This is a genomic window from Enterococcus sp. AZ050, assembly GCF_051715085.1.
GTDB lineage: Bacteria > Bacillota > Bacilli > Lactobacillales > Enterococcaceae > Enterococcus > Enterococcus faecalis.
On record NZ_JBIOTC010000001.1, the window covers coordinates 1,554,045 to 1,573,029 of the forward strand.

The 18,985-nt window shown below is 39.1% G+C and carries 16 protein-coding genes and 1 other annotated feature; of the genes, 3 read left to right on the forward strand and 13 right to left on the reverse strand.

What is annotated here, in order from left to right; all coding sequences use genetic code 11:
- Positions 1-7: 7 nt before the first annotated feature.
- From IGJ04_RS07585 to IGJ04_RS07605, 5 genes are all read right to left on the reverse strand, one after another.
- Positions 8-1,651: a peptide ABC transporter substrate-binding protein gene (locus IGJ04_RS07585; RefSeq protein ID WP_002370085.1), complete on the reverse strand. Its 1,644-nt coding sequence runs from the start codon at positions 1,649-1,651 to the stop codon at positions 8-10.
- Positions 1,652-1,700: 49 nt separating this feature from the next.
- Positions 1,701-1,946, reverse strand: a binding site (T-box leader).
- A gap of 281 nt (positions 1,947-2,227) precedes the next feature.
- The gene (locus tag IGJ04_RS07590; RefSeq protein ID WP_002359060.1) at positions 2,228-3,181 is read right to left on the reverse strand and encodes a siderophore ABC transporter substrate-binding protein; all 954 of its coding nucleotides are present in this window, start codon (positions 3,179-3,181) and stop codon (positions 2,228-2,230) included.
- 38 nt (positions 3,182-3,219) lie between these two features.
- Positions 3,220-3,975 (reverse strand): iron ABC transporter ATP-binding protein, encoded by a 756-nt coding sequence (locus tag IGJ04_RS07595; RefSeq protein WP_002354962.1) that lies wholly within the window; start codon positions 3,973-3,975, stop codon positions 3,220-3,222.
- Positions 3,972-4,937 carry an iron chelate uptake ABC transporter family permease subunit gene (locus tag IGJ04_RS07600; protein ID WP_085443086.1) on the reverse strand — a complete coding sequence of 322 codons (966 nt, stop codon included), beginning with the start codon at positions 4,935-4,937 and terminating at the stop codon, positions 3,972-3,974. The genes IGJ04_RS07595 and IGJ04_RS07600 overlap by 4 nt, the downstream gene beginning before the upstream one ends.
- Positions 4,934-5,881: an ABC transporter permease gene (locus tag IGJ04_RS07605; protein ID WP_010824002.1), complete on the reverse strand. Its 948-nt coding sequence runs from the start codon at positions 5,879-5,881 to the stop codon at positions 4,934-4,936. Before IGJ04_RS07605 ends, IGJ04_RS07600 begins: the two co-directional genes overlap by 4 nt.
- Before the next feature lie 184 nt (positions 5,882-6,065).
- Between IGJ04_RS07605 and IGJ04_RS07610 the strand changes: the two genes are divergently transcribed.
- Positions 6,066-6,518 (forward strand): YueI family protein, encoded by a 453-nt coding sequence (locus IGJ04_RS07610; RefSeq protein ID WP_010707017.1) that lies wholly within the window; start codon positions 6,066-6,068, stop codon positions 6,516-6,518.
- A 214-nt stretch (positions 6,519-6,732) separates the two neighbouring features.
- Here the strand turns inward: IGJ04_RS07610 and IGJ04_RS07615 are convergent, their stop codons facing one another.
- The 3 genes from IGJ04_RS07615 to gshAB all read right to left on the reverse strand — a co-directional run bounded on the left by IGJ04_RS07615 (position 6,733) and on the right by gshAB (position 9,725).
- Positions 6,733-6,834, reverse strand: a complete 102-nt coding sequence (locus IGJ04_RS07615; RefSeq protein WP_162780856.1) for a putative holin-like toxin — start codon at positions 6,832-6,834, stop codon at positions 6,733-6,735.
- A gap of 330 nt (positions 6,835-7,164) precedes the next feature.
- Positions 7,165-7,266, reverse strand: a complete 102-nt coding sequence (locus IGJ04_RS07620; protein ID WP_224800345.1) for a putative holin-like toxin — start codon at positions 7,264-7,266, stop codon at positions 7,165-7,167.
- A 188-nt stretch (positions 7,267-7,454) separates the two neighbouring features.
- Positions 7,455-9,725 (reverse strand): bifunctional glutamate--cysteine ligase/glutathione synthetase, encoded by a 2,271-nt coding sequence (gene gshAB, locus IGJ04_RS07625; protein ID WP_202256332.1) that lies wholly within the window; start codon positions 9,723-9,725, stop codon positions 7,455-7,457.
- A 170-nt stretch (positions 9,726-9,895) separates the two neighbouring features.
- Here gshAB and IGJ04_RS07630 point away from each other — a divergent pair, with 170 nt between their 5' ends.
- Positions 9,896-10,396 (forward strand): cysteine hydrolase family protein, encoded by a 501-nt coding sequence (locus tag IGJ04_RS07630; protein ID WP_270278727.1) that lies wholly within the window; start codon positions 9,896-9,898, stop codon positions 10,394-10,396.
- Between the two features lie 700 nt (positions 10,397-11,096).
- Positions 11,097-11,993, forward strand: a complete 897-nt coding sequence (locus IGJ04_RS07635; protein ID WP_002354953.1) for a YitT family protein — start codon at positions 11,097-11,099, stop codon at positions 11,991-11,993.
- Between the two features lie 50 nt (positions 11,994-12,043).
- Here the strand turns inward: IGJ04_RS07635 and IGJ04_RS07640 are convergent, their stop codons facing one another.
- The 5 genes from IGJ04_RS07640 to smc form a co-directional block, all read right to left on the reverse strand.
- Entirely contained in the window at positions 12,044-12,442 is a 399-nt protein-coding gene (locus IGJ04_RS07640; RefSeq protein ID WP_002354951.1) for a VOC family protein, read from the reverse strand.
- A 119-nt stretch (positions 12,443-12,561) separates the two neighbouring features.
- A complete protein-coding gene (locus IGJ04_RS07645; RefSeq protein WP_002381091.1) occupies positions 12,562-13,047 on the reverse strand; it encodes a cupin domain-containing protein in 486 nt (161 codons plus the stop codon).
- A gap of 159 nt (positions 13,048-13,206) precedes the next feature.
- Positions 13,207-14,535 carry a signal recognition particle-docking protein FtsY gene (gene ftsY / locus IGJ04_RS07650; protein ID WP_002408272.1) on the reverse strand — a complete coding sequence of 443 codons (1,329 nt, stop codon included), beginning with the start codon at positions 14,533-14,535 and terminating at the stop codon, positions 13,207-13,209.
- 2 nt (positions 14,536-14,537) lie between these two features.
- Positions 14,538-15,365 carry a Cof-type HAD-IIB family hydrolase gene (locus IGJ04_RS07655; RefSeq protein ID WP_002359053.1) on the reverse strand — a complete coding sequence of 276 codons (828 nt, stop codon included), beginning with the start codon at positions 15,363-15,365 and terminating at the stop codon, positions 14,538-14,540.
- Between the two features lie 24 nt (positions 15,366-15,389).
- A complete protein-coding gene (gene smc / locus IGJ04_RS07660) occupies positions 15,390-18,968 on the reverse strand; it encodes a chromosome segregation protein SMC (RefSeq protein WP_438840094.1) in 3,579 nt (1,192 codons plus the stop codon).
- Between the last annotated feature and the right edge of the window lie 17 nt (positions 18,969-18,985).

Below are 18,985 nucleotides of genomic sequence, written 5' to 3' on the forward strand. Positions count from 1 at the left end.
TCCTGAATCATTCTGTTAAATAAGCATTGCGCAAGTGGAAATAATCCCCATACAAGTGATAACTAATGCCTTTCAATTTAGGATTGATTAGATAATTTGAGGCACTTTGATACAGCGGTACTTGGGCAGCATCTTGGTTCAACAAGATGTCTTCCGCTTCTTTGTATTCTGCAAACTGTTTCTCTGGATTATTGGCATTAATCGTTCGTGCATCTTCTACCAGTTGGTCGTATTTGGCATTATGATAATTGCCATAATTGTAACTTGATTCTCCTGCATATAAGTTAAAGTAAGAGTCTAATTCACTACTGCCGGCAATCCATCCTGAAAGAGACAACTCATAATTTTTTTCACGTCGCGATTGGTTCACATTATTACTTGGTTGCGATGAAATGGTAATTTCTAAACCTGGCAGATTTTCTTGCAACTGACTTTGAACATATTCAGCAATTCGTTTTCCTTGATCTGTATCTGCCGCCAGCAATGAAAGTTTCACTTTTTTACCGACATCCGCTTGGGCTTTCGTCCATTCAGCTTGAGCTTTTTTGACGTCATTTTTCAAATATTCGCCACTGTAAGCTCGGAAATCTTCATCTGTTTCTGGGTTCGCATAAAGTTTACTTGGAATCAATCCGTTGAGGGGTTTTGACCCATCGTTTAAGACACTTTGTGTTAAGGCTTCTTTATCAATTGCTTGGCCAATCGCTTTTCGTAAATGAACATTCGCTAATGGCGTTCCTTCTTTTTTGTTGAAATCTAAGAAGTAGTTGGCCACATCTGGATGACTGACATAGCCTGGATCATCTTGATATTGTTGAACATATTGTCCATTAATGCGAACTAAGTCTAGTTCATTCGCTTGATATAAATTAATCCCAGTATTATCTTCTTTGATTGTGCTAACCGCAACTTCTTCCAGTTTCACTTGATCCGCATCATAGTATTCTGGATTTTTTTTCAATGTCCAAGTATCTGAAGTCGCATCCCAATTGGCTAGCGTAAATGGCCCGCTATAAAGTAAATGTTCACTATCCAAGGCGTAATCTTTGCCTTGCGCTTCGACAAATTTTTGACTTTGTGGCGCTAACCAAGCAATCGAAACGACTGCTAAGAAGGAAGGTTGGGCCTGTTTTAATTCAACAATGAATTCTTTGTCATTAGGGGCTGAAATCCCTAATTCATCGACTGACTTTTCACCGTTGCGTATTTCAAAACTATTTTTAACACTGTCTAGTAAATAGGCATTCGGTCCAATCGTCGCTGGTGTCACCAGTTTTTTCCAAGAATAAACAAAATCTTGGGCCGTGATTGGCTCGCCGTTGCTCCACTTAATCCCCTCCCGCAAGGTAAAGTGGTACTTGCGTCCATCGTCACTAATCTTGACATCTTTAGCTAGAGCTGGCACCGTGGCACTATCATCATCAAACCGATAAAGGCCTTCAAATAAATGTTGTGCCATTGTAAAGGTATTTTTATCTGTTGTTTGTGTTGTATCCAATGTTGAGATTGGTGCAGGTGAACTAATACTGATTTTTTGTTCAGCTGCTAAATTTCCCGAATCTACTTTCTCTGCCGCTTCTTTGGTTCCGCCACATGCGGCTAAAAGAAACCCTGTTGCAATCAAACCTACTACTTTTTTCCCCAATTTCATGTTGTTGCCCCCTCATATTTTTTAAACAAATAAAAAAAGCATTCGTCCTAAAAAGGACGAATGCTTATGCAATCGCGGTACCACCTTTGTTGATCTCTTCGCTAAAAAAGATCCGCTCGTTTCCAGTACAATCATACTGTAGCGCTATAACAGGCGCACCTGAATTGGTTTAAGCAAACGGCTTCAACCAACCTGTTCAAAGGCCATTTTCCTCTTTAACGTCACTACCTCTTCTCACCAAACGAGGCTCTCTGCAAGCTATTTTAAAAAGTACTTTCCTTCTCATCACATTTTGTTCTTTTATTTGTTTCATCAATCATACTGATTTACGGATAGTTTAGCAAACATTTTCGAGACCGTCAACCACATTTTTAATTTAAAACTTTTTTGTTTTTCATCAAGAAGGTCGGGACAGAAGTGTTTAGCTCCGAGAAATAAGAAGAAATTTCCGAAAATTGTTCTTTAATTTTTGGAGAATTTCAGCTTATTTCCGAAGGAGTTGCTTTTGTTCCCGCCGTTTATTAGCTTTTAAGCCTAGGACAAAAATCCAAAGTGATTTTTGTCCTAGGCTTTTTTTTACTCTAATCCTTTTTTAACGTCTTCTATCATCAAATGCATTGATTCTAATCCACCACCGCTTAGATACCAAACATCTGGTTGAAGCATAATGACTTTATCATTTTTACCAGCATCGGTTTTTTGAATCAATTCGTTTGCAGCGACGTTATCTTTTGAATCGTCGCCACCAATTGCTTTGGTGCGATCTACCACAAAGAGAATCCCAGGATTTTTTTCTAAAACATATTCGTAAGAAACACTTTGCCCATGAGTGGAAGCTTCAATCTTATCGTCTGCTGCTTTGAAGCCAAATGTATCATGAATTAAACCGAAACGAGAGCCTTTTCCGTAAGCGGAAAGTTGACCTTCGTTAACTAACACAACAAGCGCATTATTCGCGCTAGCTTCTGCTTGTTTTTTCACGTCAGCAATTTCTTTTTCTAAGCCAGTTATTTTTTCTTTAGCTACCTCTTCTTTATCAAAAATAGTGCCTAACGTTTCGATATTTTGTTTCGTTGATGCCCAAGGATTTTTGGCATCTACAGCTAAGTAAATGGTTGGCGCAATGGCTTTTAATTGTTCTTGATAGTCTTGTTGACGACCAGAGATAATAATTAAGTCTGGTTTTAGTTGATTGATTTTTTCTAAATCTGGTTCTTTAATGCCACCTGCTGATTCAACTTTTTGGTATTTTTTCAAATACGCAGGTATATTTTTGGTTGGCGCACCTACCACGCGGTCACCGACACCTAGTGCGTCCATTGTATCCAAGGAACCATTATCAAAAACAACGACTTTCTGAGGATTTTTGGGAACGGTTAATTGACCATTGGTGTCTTTGACTGTAACTTCCGTTTTGGCTGTTGTTTCCGTTGTTGCAGAATCTGCTGTTTTTTTATTTGTTTGACAAGCACTTAACATTAACAGTCCCATCATTGAAACTGCCATCATTGCTAAAAATTTCTTTTTCATTCTTTTCCTCCAAAAACGTTATTTTTAAATTGCCCGATTTAGTGATAAAGACAAAAGCGTTTTCCTTCAATTTCACAAATCCGGATATTCATTTCATAAAGATCATTTAAAATACTTGTTTGAATAACTTCTTCTGTTGCGCCATGCGCATAGAGCTTTCCGCCTTTCATGGCGACAATTTCATCTGCATAGCTTGCGGCAAAATTAATATCATGTAGAACAATCAGAATCGTTTTTCCTAGTTCATCCACTAAGCGTTTAAGAATCTGCATCATTTGAACCGCATAATTCATGTCGAGGTTATTTAAGGGCTCATCCAATAAAATATAATCGGTATCTTGGGCTAAAATCATGGCAATATACGCCCGTTGTAATTGGCCCCCAGAAAGGGTATCAATGTATTCTTCCGCCATTTCAGTTAAGCCCAATTGTTCCAGTGCTTCTGTTACTTTTTCGTGGTCAGCGCTTTTTAAGCGACCTTTGGAATAAGGAAAACGACCAAAATTGACCAGTTCTCGCACAGTTAATTTAAGTTGTACACCGTTGGCTTGTTTTAAAAGGGCAATTTTTTGTGAAAAAGCCGATTGCTTCCAGGTTTTTACTTCTTGCTTGTCCAGATAAATTTCCCCGGTATCTTTGGGAATTAAGCGACTCATCATGGCTAGCAGCGTGCTTTTCCCAGCGCCATTTGGCCCAATAAAGGCCGTTAATTTGCCTTCAGAAATAGGTAAATCAATGTCTGAAACGACAAATTTATCGCCATATTTTTTTGATACATCACTCATCTGGATCATGTGCGTTGCTTCCTTTCTGCAATAATTTTCCATATAAAATAAACGCCCCCAACAAATTGAATCACGACACTGAGCGGGGTATTCAAATGAAAGACCTGTTCAACCATCAATTGACCGAACACCAATAAAAAGACTGCTATTAAACTCCCTGCCACAAACAGTTCTCGGTGGCGATAGGTTTTCATGAATTGATAACTCATATTGGCCACGATAAAACCTAAAAATGTAATCGGTCCCACTAATGCTGTTGATAAGCCGACCAGACTACTGATCAAACACAACAACACTAATTGAAACTGATTCACAGCAATCCCCAAATTCTGTGCTTGATGGTTCCCTAAATGTAAAACGTCTAAACGGTAACTTTCCCGCCAAAGTATCCCACAAATCATGAGTACCGCCACACCAACGAAAATGAGATACTGACTATTGACGTTACCGAAACTGGCAAACAACTTTCCTTGGAGTAAGTCGTATTCGTTAGGATCCATAATCACTTGTAAAAACGTACTAATACTACTGAAAAAAGTACCTAAAATCATGCCAATCATCAATAATAAAAATAAATCGGATTGATTTTTGCGTAATAGAAAATACGATAAACTAGTACTTAAAAACACCATTAAAAAGACGTTCATCAAAAACGAGCCAAGACTTACTTGACCTAACGCTTGTGCGCCTCCTAAAAGAAAAAATAACACCGTCTGCACAAAGACGTACAAGGAATCCATCCCTAAAATGTTTGGCGTTAGGAAATGATTTTGCGTGACTGTTTGAAAACTAATAGTTGAAAAAGCCGCAGCGATTCCGACAAAAATAAAAGCCAATAACTTTTTGCCTCGTAACGCCAAAGCAAAGGACCAATTGCCATACGTGTTATAAGTTAAATAACAAAGGCTCACAATTACTACGGCAGCTAAAAGCAAAAGTAATGAAAGCCATTTTTTTAAAGGCCGTTTCATTGTTTGCGCCCCCTTAGTAATAATAAAATGAACAAAATGCTCCCTAATGTTCCGACAACCACGCTGACAGGAATTTCATAGGGGGCAATCAATACTCGTGCTAAAATATCACAGATTAACAAGAACAAACTCCCGCAAATCCCAGTTAACCACAAGGTATTTTTCATATGGTCGCCATAACGTAAAGACACGAGATTAGGAATCACAACCCCTAAAAACGGAATATTCCCCACCATCAATAAAACGATGGCACTTGCTAAAGCAACCAGCGTCAAACCTAAAAACTGAATTCGCTGGTAATGGACGCCAAGACTATTTGCAAATGCTTCACCCATACCAACGACAGTGAAACGATAAGCAAATAAATAAATAACAAACCACAAAGGAATCATTAAGAATAACCATTCATAATTCCCTTTCATAACTGTGGAAAAATTTCCTTGTAACCAAGCAGACATATTTTGAACCAATTGGTATTGATAGGCAAAAAATGTGGCAATTGAACCTAGAATGTTACCAAACATCACGCCCACCAAAGGGACCATCACTTGATTCTTACTTGGTAATAATCGAATGAGCGCTAAGAATAACAAGGTCCCGCTTAGCGCAAAAATAAAAGCAATTGCCGTTCGATAGAGAAACGGAGCTGTTGGGAAAAATAACATTGCGACTAAAATACCCAACCTTGCACTATCGGTTGTTCCAGCGACACTTGGAGCGACAAATTTATTTTGTGTGAGTTGCTGCATAATCAAGCCAGAAATACTCATCGTACTACCAGCAATGATTAAACTCAACGTGCGGGGAACACGGGTGGTAAATAAAACAAATTGTTGCTGCGCATCTAATTGAAACAACTGAGAAAGTGCAATGTCCTTCACCCCTATCACTAATGACAATAAACTGAAAAGTAATAGTAGAACAAACAAACCAATCTTTTTCATGAGAAAACTCCATTTTTATTTAATTGAGAATGATTCTCATTCTTAATTACAGTGTATGAGAAAACCATCACAAATGCAACCACTTTTTTTCCTTTCTTAAAAACTTCTTCTCAAGCCGACTGACCAACGACTTATCTAAGATATGCTATAATGGAGGGAAACGTTATGAAAGGAGTGTTACTGAATGGCGAATGATGACTTACAACAACGTCTGGATAAAGGAATGTACGGTACGCCCCTCGTCAATCCTGAAGAACAACACAAATATATGGGTACATTTCGTGAACGCTGCCGTCTCTCCATGACCGTCGCTGAAATGAAAGATACACAGAATCAACAACATTTATTAGAAGAATTAGCGAAGCATCCTGAAGTTACAGTACTTTTAAATGGCGAAATCTCTTCTGACCTGCAAAGTACCTATATTAAATTATTAAATCAGCATGGCGCAACCTTTAAGATTGTTAACAATTTTGTGGAGAACAACCCTGACTCTCTCGGCTTACTGTTAGCTGAAAAACATGCAGTCGATGAACCTGTGATTGACGTTACAGAAAAATATCCTCAAGCAACCGAAACGCCAAAAGAAGAGCCAACAGCTAAAAAAGGCTTCTGGCAAAAACTATTTCACTCATAAAAAGCTCAAGAAAAGTTATGAGTCATTGGATTGTTTAAACATAAGTTATGAGCGCTTCCATTTATAATAGAATTGTGCTATTATAAAGATGAAAAAGAGAGGTATGCGGGTACATACCTCTCCTTTATACCAGCGCCAGTTATAAGAACTGGTGGCTTACTGAGTTAAATTTTTGTTACTATTTAACCGTTCGGCCTGTCAAGCTTATGAACGGTTATTTTTTATTGTTTTTCGTTGCTTCAAGGATACCGAAAATCAGTAACGCAACAAGGGTTGCAAAACTAATCATCAATTCCAATGTCGCTTCGATTGACAAAAAAAATGCTCCTTTCGTTAAAGTGCATCGGATACACATAGGCATCACCTGCCTCTCTAACTCAGAGCCACCGTCATACAACTTTCATTGGTAATAGCTTTAGTATAACCTATTGGGTTCACTAAGAAAACGTTTTTATAGGAATTTTCTATAAAATGATATAAGTTATGAGCGCTTCCATTTTAAATAGAATTATGCTATTATGAAAATGAAAAGAGAGATATGCTACTACATACCTCTCCTTTTATACCAACACCAGTTATAAGAACTGGTGGCTTACTGAGTTAAGTTTTGAATCTTAACCGTTCGGCCTACGAAGCTTGTGAACGGTTATTTTTTATTGTTTTTCGTTGCTTCAAGGATACCGAAAATCAGTAACGCAACAAGGGTTGCAAAACTAATCATCAATTCCAATGCCGCTTCGATTGACAAAAAATGCTCCTTTCGTTAAAGTGCATCGGATACACATAGGCATCACCTGCCTCTCTAACTCAGAGCCACCGTCATACAACTTTCATTGGTAATAGTTTTAGTATAACCTATTGGGTTCACCAAGAAAACGTTTTTATAAAGAATACCGCCAAAAAATCTATTATGAATTTTTTGGCGATATTCTTTTTTTATTGAACCACTTCTGGGTATAAAAGTTTTAAAACGTCCATTGTCAAGCGTCTACCCTGTCCAGCGTATGGATACACATGCATGTGCATGGCTGGATTAAAGTTCGCTTCGATAATCCCGTACGTTAAGCTATCACGTGTGCCTTTTACGTCTTTGTCAGGAATGATTAAATCAATACCGCAAATTTTGGCTCCTAAAGCAGCTACGGCCTCAATGGCGATTTGTTTATAACTATCATCAATGACATCGGTCATATCAATCGAATCCCCGCCCGTGCTAACATTAGAATTTTCTCGCAAGTACACGATTTGCTCTTTTTCTGGCACAGAATAGATAGTTAAACCTTGTTCTTTCAACATTAGTTTTTCTAAATCATTTAACTGGATTAACTCTAGTGGTGCACGGTGATTGGTCCCCCGCAATGGATCACTATTTTTAGCGGTCACCAATTCTTCTACAGTGTGTTTGCCATCTCCGGTAACATTGGCTGGCACGCGCAACATGATGGCTTTTACATCATTATCTAACACAAAGAACCGATATTCTGTTCCAGGTAAAAACTCTTCAATTAAAACCGCTGTGTCCTCTTTAAAAGCAATCCGTAACGCTTCCGTAAAGTCTTCCAACGAAGCGCCTTCTTTAAAAATGGTAATTCCTAAACCGTAATTCGTTGATTTTGGTTTCACGACAAACGCTTTATTGGCGTAGCGTAAATGTGCTTCTTGTGCCTCAATAAAAGATGAAAATTCTTCACCGCCAGGCACATGGAACCCTGCTGCAGACAAAATTTTCTTTGTCACGGTTTTGTTTTCCATAATCAATGGTACCACGTAGTTATCTTTGCTAGTCATGTTGGCATTTTTGACGTATTCAATGTGCTCGCCATGTTGCAGTTTCAAAAATTGCTCTTGTTCATCTAAAATTTCGATTTCCAAACCTTTTTGAATCGCATCAAATAAGAAAATTTGTGTGGATAATTCCATCTCACGAAAACCAGCTAATTGATAAGGGCGTTCAAAGGCCATACTTTGATATTGGTTTCCAAAAATATTTCCCAGTTCACTGTTGGAATTTTCTTGGATAATCGTCCACATTTTGCCAGAAACGGTGTCTTGTGGATTCCGCAGTTGTTGATAATACTTACCGACAACTTCTTTACCTTTACGAATGCCTAGAGCATCTAACATATCAATCATTTCTGAAAAAATCCGATCGCCTTCTGCAATTAACTTAATCGTTTCATGAGGATGACCAAGAGCCACTTGTTCATTAAAAATATCGCCAGTTTTTACCCATTCATCCGCTTCTTCTTTTTCATCTGTCCACAATAAATACAACATGAAATAATGTAAGAAATCCACAGTATCTTCCACAATGCCTAAACGTGAAAAAGGATTTAAGTCTAAATTACGCAACTCGATATAGCGAATACCTGTTTTAGGCAGATCAGACATTTGTTTCCCGCCACGTAAGCGCACAGGCGCATAAAATTCTTTTTCTTCAGAAAGTAAACCATTTTCCACCATGCGATGAATATCTTCTAAATAGCGTTCCAATGAGGCATACGATACTTTCACATTGTCATGATTTCTGTAGCCATACGTACTATTCCGAATACTGCGAATGGGTTCTTGCGGTTGGTCGTCATAGACCCTAAAGTAGCCGTCTTCACTAACTGGCGAAGCCCCAAAAAGATACGTAATTAACCAACGATAACGTAAAAAGTTACGGGCAACTTTCATGTACACTTTCGTTTTAAATTGTTTGCAATCTGTCACTTCGGATTGTTCATCATATAATTGCTGAATCAGGGCTTGGTCATATTCAAAATTAAAATGAATTCCGCTGACCATTTGTTTTCGTTTGCCATACTCTTTTGCCAAATAACGACGATATAACACCGCATCATATTGATCTAATTTAGCGATTTTAATCTCTTCATCTTTTGTTGGTAATTGTGGCGGCATACTTAATGGCCACAGCATTTCATCTTCTGGAATCGAACGACGAGCCACATCGTGAATGGCATCTAAAAAACGAAGCATTTCTGTGCCGCTATTTGCTACAGGCGTGATTAGTTCTAATTGTGTTTCACTAAAATCTGTTTGAATATATGGATGATAAGAACGGTTACCAAAAACCGTGGGATGATCAGTTGTCGCTAAAAGCCCTTCTCGTGTACTACGTTGGTTTTCTTTTTCTAAACCAAAACGAGCCATCAATACGTAAGGACGAACATTTTTCTTTTGCATTAATTCTCTATAATTCATCTTGTCGCCTTTCTTTCTACAAACTATCTGTTTCTCTTACTATTATATAGGAAAATGAGTAAATATGCTGTTTTTTTGAACGTTCGCTTGGGAATTTTTGAGACACTTTTAGAGAGCGCCTTTTTCCGTTATACTGAAAACAACTAGTTTATAGAAAGTGGGGATTGCTCATGAAAAATCGTGCATTACTTTTAATTGACTTTCAAAAAGGCATCGAAAGTCCGTCGCAGCAATTGTACCGTCTACCAGCAGTGTTGGATAAAGTCAATCAGCGTATTGCTGTCTACCGCCAACACCATGCGCCCATTATTTTTGTTCAACATGAAGAAACCGAATTACCTTTTGACTCAGACTCTTGGCAACTTTTTGAAAAGCTGGATGCACAGCCCACAGATTTTTTCATCCGCAAAACACATGCGAATGCCTTTTACCAAACAAATTTAAATGATTTATTGACGGAACACGACATTCAAACGTTAGAAATCGCTGGTGTCCAAACCGAGTTTTGTGTGGACACTACAATTCGGATGGCTCATGGTTTAGGCTATACGTGTTTGATGACACCGAAAACCACTTCCACCTTGGATAATGGACATTTAACCGCGGCACAAATTATCCAACATCATGAAGCTATTTGGGCTGGCCGCTTTTTGACTTTTTTGAGCCTGTGACAAAAATCACTTTGGATTTTTGTTCCGGGCTCAAAATCTGATAAACGGCGGGAACAGAAGCAACACTACGCGTTGCTTCGATCACAACAACTTCTAAGATGTTTTCTCGACATGCGTCTCGTCACAGTACAGCCTTCAAAAGAGCTACAGCTCTAAGAGTTGCGATGTTTCACTGTGAAGCATGAACAGATGAAATCATCGTACCTACTTGGTGAAGGTCCTTCGGAAATAAGCCGAAATTGACTTTCTCACACAAGTGTTCGGCGTATCTTAATCCTTCCAAGTGTTGAGAATCACGAAGAACGTAGTGATTCGATGATGAACAATACCTACTTGGTCTCCAAAAATTAAAGAGCACCGGGTAGGTATCATGCAACATCAACTCGTACCTCGTTGTGTTTTATGACAATTTTCGGAAATTTCTTCTTATTGCTGAGAAACACTATTTGCAAAGCAAATAGATGTTAATCAGTACCTACTTGGTTCTCGGAGCTAAATGGTTCTGTCCCGACCTCTTTTCCAAAAAATTGTTTGTTCACTATGTTTTCTTGTCGTATTTCATGTTAGTATAAGGAAAAAGTGTTCAGTTGATTAGTTGAAGATTTAGAGTGTGGGACATAAGTCGATTAGGCTTGTCTCTCATGTTCTGTCTTTTTTTATGTCATCATTCACTAAACTAATAAATAATTGGAGGTATTTCATGAATAAATTTTTTACAGCCCAACGTTTAAAAGACACCGCCTATGTAACAGTCGGTGCATTCATTTTGGCCATTTCAATCAATGCGGTCTTATTGCCAAATAAACTTGTCGCAGGCGGAGCCAATGGCATTAGTATTGTTATTAATTATGTTTTCGGGATTAGTCCCGCCATTGTTCTTTACGCCATCAATATTCCTCTTTTAGTGCTTTGTTTCTTACTTCTTGGGAAAGAGGTCGGTGTCAAAACCATTTATGGTAGTCTTATTTATCCATTTTTTGTAGGAATTACTTCGGGGATGCCTGTTTTAACACATAATATTTTTCTAGCAGCATTATTTGGCGGTATTATTACAGGTGCTGGCCTAGGCTTGGTTTTCCGTGGCAATGCTTCAACTGGTGGGACAGCAATCATTTCACAAATTGTCAATAAATACTTCAAAGTTTCCTTAGGTATTGCTATTTTATTCGTCGATGGTTTAGTCATTTTATCAGCAATGTATGCTTTTAATGCAGATATTGTGTTATTCTCTTTAATTTGTTTATTTACAATTGGTCGTGTCGTTGACATGATTCAAGTTGGTCTGGTTCGCTCGAAGAATGTGATGATTATTTCACCAAAATATGTCGCTATTCAAGAACGCTTATTACGTGAACTAGATAAAGGTGTGACCTTGGTGCCAATCGAAGGCGGTTATCGAAACGCGAAAGGCATGCTCTTAATGACCGTCATTCGTGAAAAAGATTTTCCCCGCTTAAAAGAAGCCATTCTTGAGATTGATGAAGAAGCCTTTTTGATTTCAATGAGTGCGAGTGAAGTCTACGGAAAAGGATTTAGCTTGAAAAAAGTAGCTGATTCTTATGGCGTTGAAGCAACTAATGCCAATAATTTACAATAGTTTTTTGTAGGAAAAGAGCCGCAAAATCTGTAGAGATTTTGCGGCTCTTTTTACATCTTCATCCAGACAGGTTCTAAGCTATTGCCATCCAAATCTTGCACTTCTAAGCCATACATTTGCTCTTCTGGTATTCCCATATCAACTCGGTAACAGTTGCCTCCGTTAGCTTTGGCGGTTTCGCCAAACTGTTTTACGGCTTCGGCACTCTCTAAACTAAAGGAAATTAATGCCCCACTGGTTGTTTGCGCATCAATAATTTGCTTTTCTTGGATAAATTTTCCATAAAAGTCATGGTTCAACAACATAATCCAAAATTGATCATCCCACATCATCGAACTAGCTTCCTCTGTTGAAAATTCCTCGTTCTTTTTGAATCCAAGTTTTTCATAAAATGCTGTAGAACGTTGGACATCCGCTACTGGGAAGTTAACAAAAACCATTGTGCCCATGTGATTCATCCCTTTCTTTTAATCATCTACGACAGCTAAGTGTGCGTTGCGACAAAATCAACAAGCTTGTTTGATTTATACTAGCATATTCATAAAAGAAATGTTACTAAAACGTTTTCTTAAGGTAATTCTCGATAAGCCAAGTGCTGAATGATTTCACTATGTTGTGGATAATCGTTTAACAATTCCGCTTGAGTAAATAACTCGAAGTCTTCAAACTCAAAGCCTGGTGTAACCACACAACTGACTAACGCAAATCCTGTCGCTACTGTAGAGCCAAAGATTGTGCCGGCAGGAACTGAGAACGAAAGCTGTTGTCCTTGAACTAAGTCTTTCCCTAACTGAACAGCTTGATACGTTCCATCAGGAAAAATACAGTGAACGGTTAACGGCTGACCATCGTGAAAAAACCATAATTCATCCGCTTTTAAACGATGAAAATGTGACGGACTTTCTGTATTTAATAGAAACAAAATCGCTGTATGCAACGCCCGTTCGCCTCGTTTGGTCGGAATCAATTGTTCACTTTTATTGGTTTGTTTAAAATAACCGCCCTCCGGATGCGCTTCTAGTCCTAACTTCTCAATCCACATTTGTTCTGTCATCTTCTCCCTCACTCCTTCATTTTTTTCAGAAACAATTTAGGAAGAACTTAGAACATCCGTCCTAATCCTAAAATAAACGGCGGGACAGGAGTAGCTTCTTCATTCTTGAAGCTAAATACTCCTGTCCCACGTTCTTCCCAAACCTGTTATTTTCTACAACTAAACATCTTTTAATAAGCCTTTAAATAAGCCCATTGCGAAATCGTTGGCATTAAATGGTTCTAAATCGTTAATTCCTTCACCTAGACCAACTAATTTCACTGGCAAGTGTAATTCATTCCGAATAGCAATGACAATACCACCTTTGGCTGTTCCGTCTAGTTTGGTTAAAACTAAGCCAGTGACATCGGTTGTTTCTTTGAACTGTTTGGCTTGTGTCATCGCATTTTGCCCAGTAGTTGCGTCCACGACTAAGAGAACTTCGTGAGGCGCATCTGGAATTTCTCGTTGAATGACTCGTTTAATTTTTTCTAATTCCTTCATTAAGTTGACTTTATTTTGTAAACGACCTGCTGTATCCACTAGCAAAACATCGGCCTGTTCTGCTTTGGCACGTTCCACTGCATCGAAAACGACCGCTGCTGGGTCGCCGCCAGCATTTCCACGTACAACTTCAACGCCAGCCCGTTCGCCCCAAACAACTAATTGGTCGATGGCGCCCGCTCGGAACGTATCGGCAGCGGCCATTAAAACTTTCTTTCCTTCCAACTTGTATTGATGGGCTAATTTACCAATGCTGGTTGTTTTACCAACTCCATTAACACCAACAAATAAAATCACGGTTAAGCCATTTGGCTGTAAGTTAATCGCGTTATTTTCATTAATTCCTGCTTCTTCATACAAATCAACCATTTTTTCAATGATGGTATTTTGAACTTGAGCTGGTTTTTTCACGTTTCGCAGTTTCACTTCTTGTCGTAAGGCTTCTGTAATTTTTAAGGATGTATCAAAGCCTACATCTGCACCAATTAACGTTTCTTCTAATTCTTCAAAGAAATCTTCATCAACGCTTCGGAAATTAGCAAACAATTCGTTCAACCGTTGACCAAATGTTTTACGCGTTTTTTCCAAGCCTTTTTCATATTTTTCTTGGACCTGCTCTTCTTTTGACTCTTCAATTTCTTCTGAAACCTGCGTGTCTGTTGGTTCTGCCAAAGGAGTTACGACACTACTTTCTTCCTCAGGCGCTTCCACAACAACTTCTTGTGTTTCCTCTGTCAAGATTTCTTCTGGCTCTTCTTCTAATGCTTCTTCTACGCCAGCTAATTTTTCCATTTCAGCGTTATCTGTTAAATCGGCTGTTTCTGCGACTTCTTCCGCTGCCGTTTCTGGTGTTGTTTGCGCCTCTTCTGCTGCGGTTTCTTTTGATTCAGCAGGCGCTGATTCATCACTTGGTGTTTCGTCTACTGTTTCTTCAACAATCTCTTGTTTTTCTTCTTCCTTTTTTTCAGCGGAAAAAGCTTTTTTAATTTTATCAAAAAATCCCATTCTTATTGGCCTCCTTCCAACGGCGTTAAAATATATTTTTCGACCGCTTTGGCAACGCCATCTTGGTCATTCGTGTCTGTAACGACATCTGCGGCTTCTTTAACTAATGGAATCGCATTTGCCATGGCGACACCTAAGCCAGCGTATTCAATCATCGGTAAATCATTTTCTTCGTCCCCTAGGGTCATGATTTCTTCCGCACGGATTCCTAAATCTTTGGCTAACAAGGAAATACCATAGGCTTTCGTAATCCCTTTTGGCATAAATTCTAATAAGTTATTTCGCGTTTTAATAATTTCAAAGCGCTCATAAAAGGAGGCCGGAATTTCCTTGATGCGTTCATTTAAATACGCTTCATCAATCGCAACAACAACTTTGTTATAAATTCGATTTGGGGTTAACTCTTCTAATTTGTAGGACTCAAAGGTTAATAATTTGTTTAGAGAACTATAAATTGAAGGATAATTAGGTGCAGAAGGCAGTTGCATCACGACCTCATCGGATAAGACATCAAACGGCATGTTGAGTGTGGTTGCTAATTGGTACAGCTCATGAATCGCTTCCAAGGGCATCAATGTTTTCTCAATAATGGCCCCTGTATCATTTTTTTGAACCAACCCGCCGTTAAAAGTAATGCTATAATCGCCTTCATCTTGTAAACCTAATTCTTCTAAGTAAGGACCAATAGCTGCCAAAGGTCGACCTGTGCAGATAACAACTTTCACGCCTGCTTGTTTCGCAGCCATCAGTGCTTGTTTATTCCGTAAAGAAATCTCTTTTTGGCTATTTAATAATGTTCCATCTAAATCAATAGCAACTAATTTTATCAAACGTTCGCTCCTCCTTGCTTCTGGCTAATTGCTTTTTTCAATTGCGCCACCTTCTTTGACCTCTTCCAAGCGAACTGAAACGATTTTTGAAACCCCAGATTCTTGCATAGTCACGCCATATAAAACATCTGCGGCTTCCATTGTCCCTTTACGATGCGTCACCACAATAAACTGTGTGCCATCTTCAAATTCGCTTAAATAATGACCAAAACGAGCAACGTTGGCTTCATCTAAAGCTGCTTCTACTTCATCTAAAATACAGAACGGAACGGGTCGAACACGAATAATTGAAAAGAGTAATGCAATCGCCGTTAATGCCCGTTCGCCTCCAGACAACAAGCTTAAATGTTGTAATTTTTTCCCTGGTGGTTGCGCCTCAATCTCAATCCCTGTATTCAAGAGATCCTCTGGGTTAGTTAGCACCAGTTCTGCCCGTCCGCCACCAAACATATTAGGAAATACCACTTTAAACTGGCCACGAATTGCTTCAAAGACTTCTTTAAACCGTTCTTTCACTTCTTGGTCCATTTCATCCATAGTTTCAAATAATTGTTCTTTCGCATTTAATAAATCATCACGTTGACTGACTAAAAATTGATGGCGTTCATCGACTTGTTCAAATTGCTCGATGGCACTTAAGTTAACAGGTCCTAACCGCTCAATTTCTTGTTTTAGGCGTTTCACTGTTTGCTGCGCCTGCGCTAAATCATCGATTGGGAAATACGCTTCATAGGCAGCTTCAAAGGTTAAGCTGTATTCTTCCTGTAAGCAACTTAACGAGCTATCTAATTGCATTTCTGCACGATTTTTTAGGACTTCAATTTGTGTTTTATCTGCTAAATACTGTTGTTGGCGTTTGTTTTCTTCCGCTAATTTTGTATCTAACTCGTCTACTTCTTCTTGCAACGCTTGTCGTTGACTACGTGCCGTTTGTAAAGACGTTTGCAATGCTGTTTGTTTCTCCGCTAATTGCGCGACTTGTGCCGCTAAGCCTTCTTCGGTTAACTGGTGATCGCTAGAATGGCTACTTAGTTGTTGTAGCTGTTGACGGATGGCCGTTTCTCGAATCAACAATTCGTCCAATTGTTCTTGTTTGTCTTGCTTTTGACGAGCAAAATGGGCACATTGTTCCGCCGCTACTGCTTGTTCTGCTTGAACTGTCGTCAAGCGTTCTTGCGCTTGGGCTTTAAAGGTTTCCATTTGGCTAGCTTCTTGTTCCACTTGTTTCATTTCAGCATCTAAACGTTCTTTCGTTGCCGTTAAGTTTGCTTGTTGCTCTGTCAATGTGGCTTTTTTCGTTTGATATTCGGTTAAGAATTGATGCAATTCCCGTGATTCATATTCAAACAGACGTTTTTCTTTTGTTAAACGAGTAATCGTTTCTGTTTGATTGGCTAATTTATTGTCAATTTCTTGTTGTTTTAAGCGATTTTGTTCACCAGCAGAGCGCAACATTTCTGCACGTTCCGTGGCTGTTTTCACTTCTTGCGAGAGCGCTTGGACTTCTTGTTCCACACTTCTTAGCTGTGTTTCTAATTGAGTCATTTGTTCAGTGATTGTTTGAAGTTCTTGCGCTTGTGAAAATAGGCTTCCTTGGTTGCCACGTTTATTGGCTCCCCCAGTCATCGAACCGCCAGGATTCATCACATCGCCTTCCAATGAGACAACGCGATATTGGTAATTGACTAATTTTGCTAACTGGTTGGCACTCGTTAAATCTGCCGCTAAAATCGTGACGCCTAAGAGATTTTGAATAACGGTTTGTACTTGTTCTGGATAACGAACTAATTCACTGGCAATCCCCACGAAGCCCGGTGCACCAGCCAAACGATTCTGAACCATCGCCGATACAGAGCGTGGCTTAATGGTGGTCAATGGTAAAAAGGTCGCTCGGCCACTGTGTTGTTGTTTTAAGAAGGTGATGCCTGCTCGACCATCTTTCTCATTTTCCACAACAATATGTTGCGCCGCACCACCTAAGGCCGTTTCAATCGGCAACGTATATTCTTTAGGCACTTCAATTAACTCAGCCACTGCGCCAACAATCCCAGTTAATTGGTTTTTGTGACGCAATACAGCTTTCACGCCTTGATAGAAGCCAGCGTAATTTTCTTGAATTTCTTGCAAACTTTTTTGGCGTGCCTTCGCTTGTTGCACTTGATTCATCGCTTGGTACATATCGTTTTGACGCTGTGCTAATCGTTCACGCTTGGCTTCAAGCGTTGCTTTCAACGCAGTGTATTCTTCCAACTGTTCTTGTAAGCCTTGTTTTGCAACTTTTTGCTCTTTTTCTAGCGTCTCTTTCATTGCGAGAGCTTCAACCATCTGTTCTTCTAGCGCTTCGTGTTTTGCTAGCGATTGTTGATTTTTAGCTGTTTCTTGTTGATATTGTCGTTCTAAATATTTTAAGTCATTGGCTGTATTGGCTTGTTCTTGCATGACTTCCACATACTGACTGCGCAATTCTTCCATCAATTCTTTAGAAGACTTACTATATTTTTCCACATCTTTCGTTGCCAAAGCCAATGCTTCTTTTAACGTCTGACGTTGTGCCGTTTTTTCTGCGATTGCTGTTTCCAGCGTCTGCAATTCTTCCCGATAGCGAACAATTTTTTCGGCCGTTTCTGCCAATGTCTCTTCGTATTCGCTTGCCGTTTGGGAGGTGTGTTTGGAACGTTCAATTAAAACATTTTTTTGTCCTTCTGCTTGTTTCAACGCTTCTGTCACTTGTAATAATTGTTGTTGTTCCGTTTCAATTTGTTCATCTAAACGATTGCGCTTGCTTCGTAAACGTACCAATTTGCCTTCTAAGTCATGGACTTGCTTACTTGCGCCAGCTAACTTTTCTTCAATGGCTGTTAATTCTTGCGTTTTCGTTTCCCAAATAGCTTTTGCTTCTTGAATTTCGGTCACAGTTAAATTGACATCAATTTCGGTAAGTTCTTCTTTCAAAGCTAAATACTTTTTAGCCGCATCTGCTTGGGCGGCTAGAGGAATTAATTGGTCTTCCAACTCGTAAATGATATCTTGGACACGGCTTAAGTTGTCCTCGGTTTCGAAAAGCTTTTGTTCAGCTTTTTTCTTCCGTTGTTTGTATTTTAAAACGCCCGCTGCTTCTTCAAAGATCCCACGACGGTCTTCAGGTTTACTATTAAAAATCGCTTCAACTTTCCCTTGTGAAATAATTGAAAAAGATTCTTTGCCTAACCCTGAATCCATAAATAAATCTTGAATATCTTTTAAACGGCACGCTTGTTTATTAATAAAAAAGTCACTTTCGCCCGTTCGTTTTAAACGACGGGTGACACTAATCTCACTATAATCCAATGCTAAATAATGGTCGCTGTTGTCTAACGTCACGGTAACTTCCGCAATATTTAGCGGCTTACGACCTTCCGAACCGGCAAAGATAATGTCGTTCATTTTGCCACCGCGAAGGTTTTTCGCAGATTGTTCACCTAATACCCAGCGAACGGCTTCCGTGATATTACTTTTCCCACTTCCATTCGGACCAACCACTGCTGTCACATCATCTTCAAATTCAATAATGGTTTTATCTGCAAATGATTTAAATCCTGTAATTTCAATTCGTTTTAAATACACGAATATTGCTCCTTCCA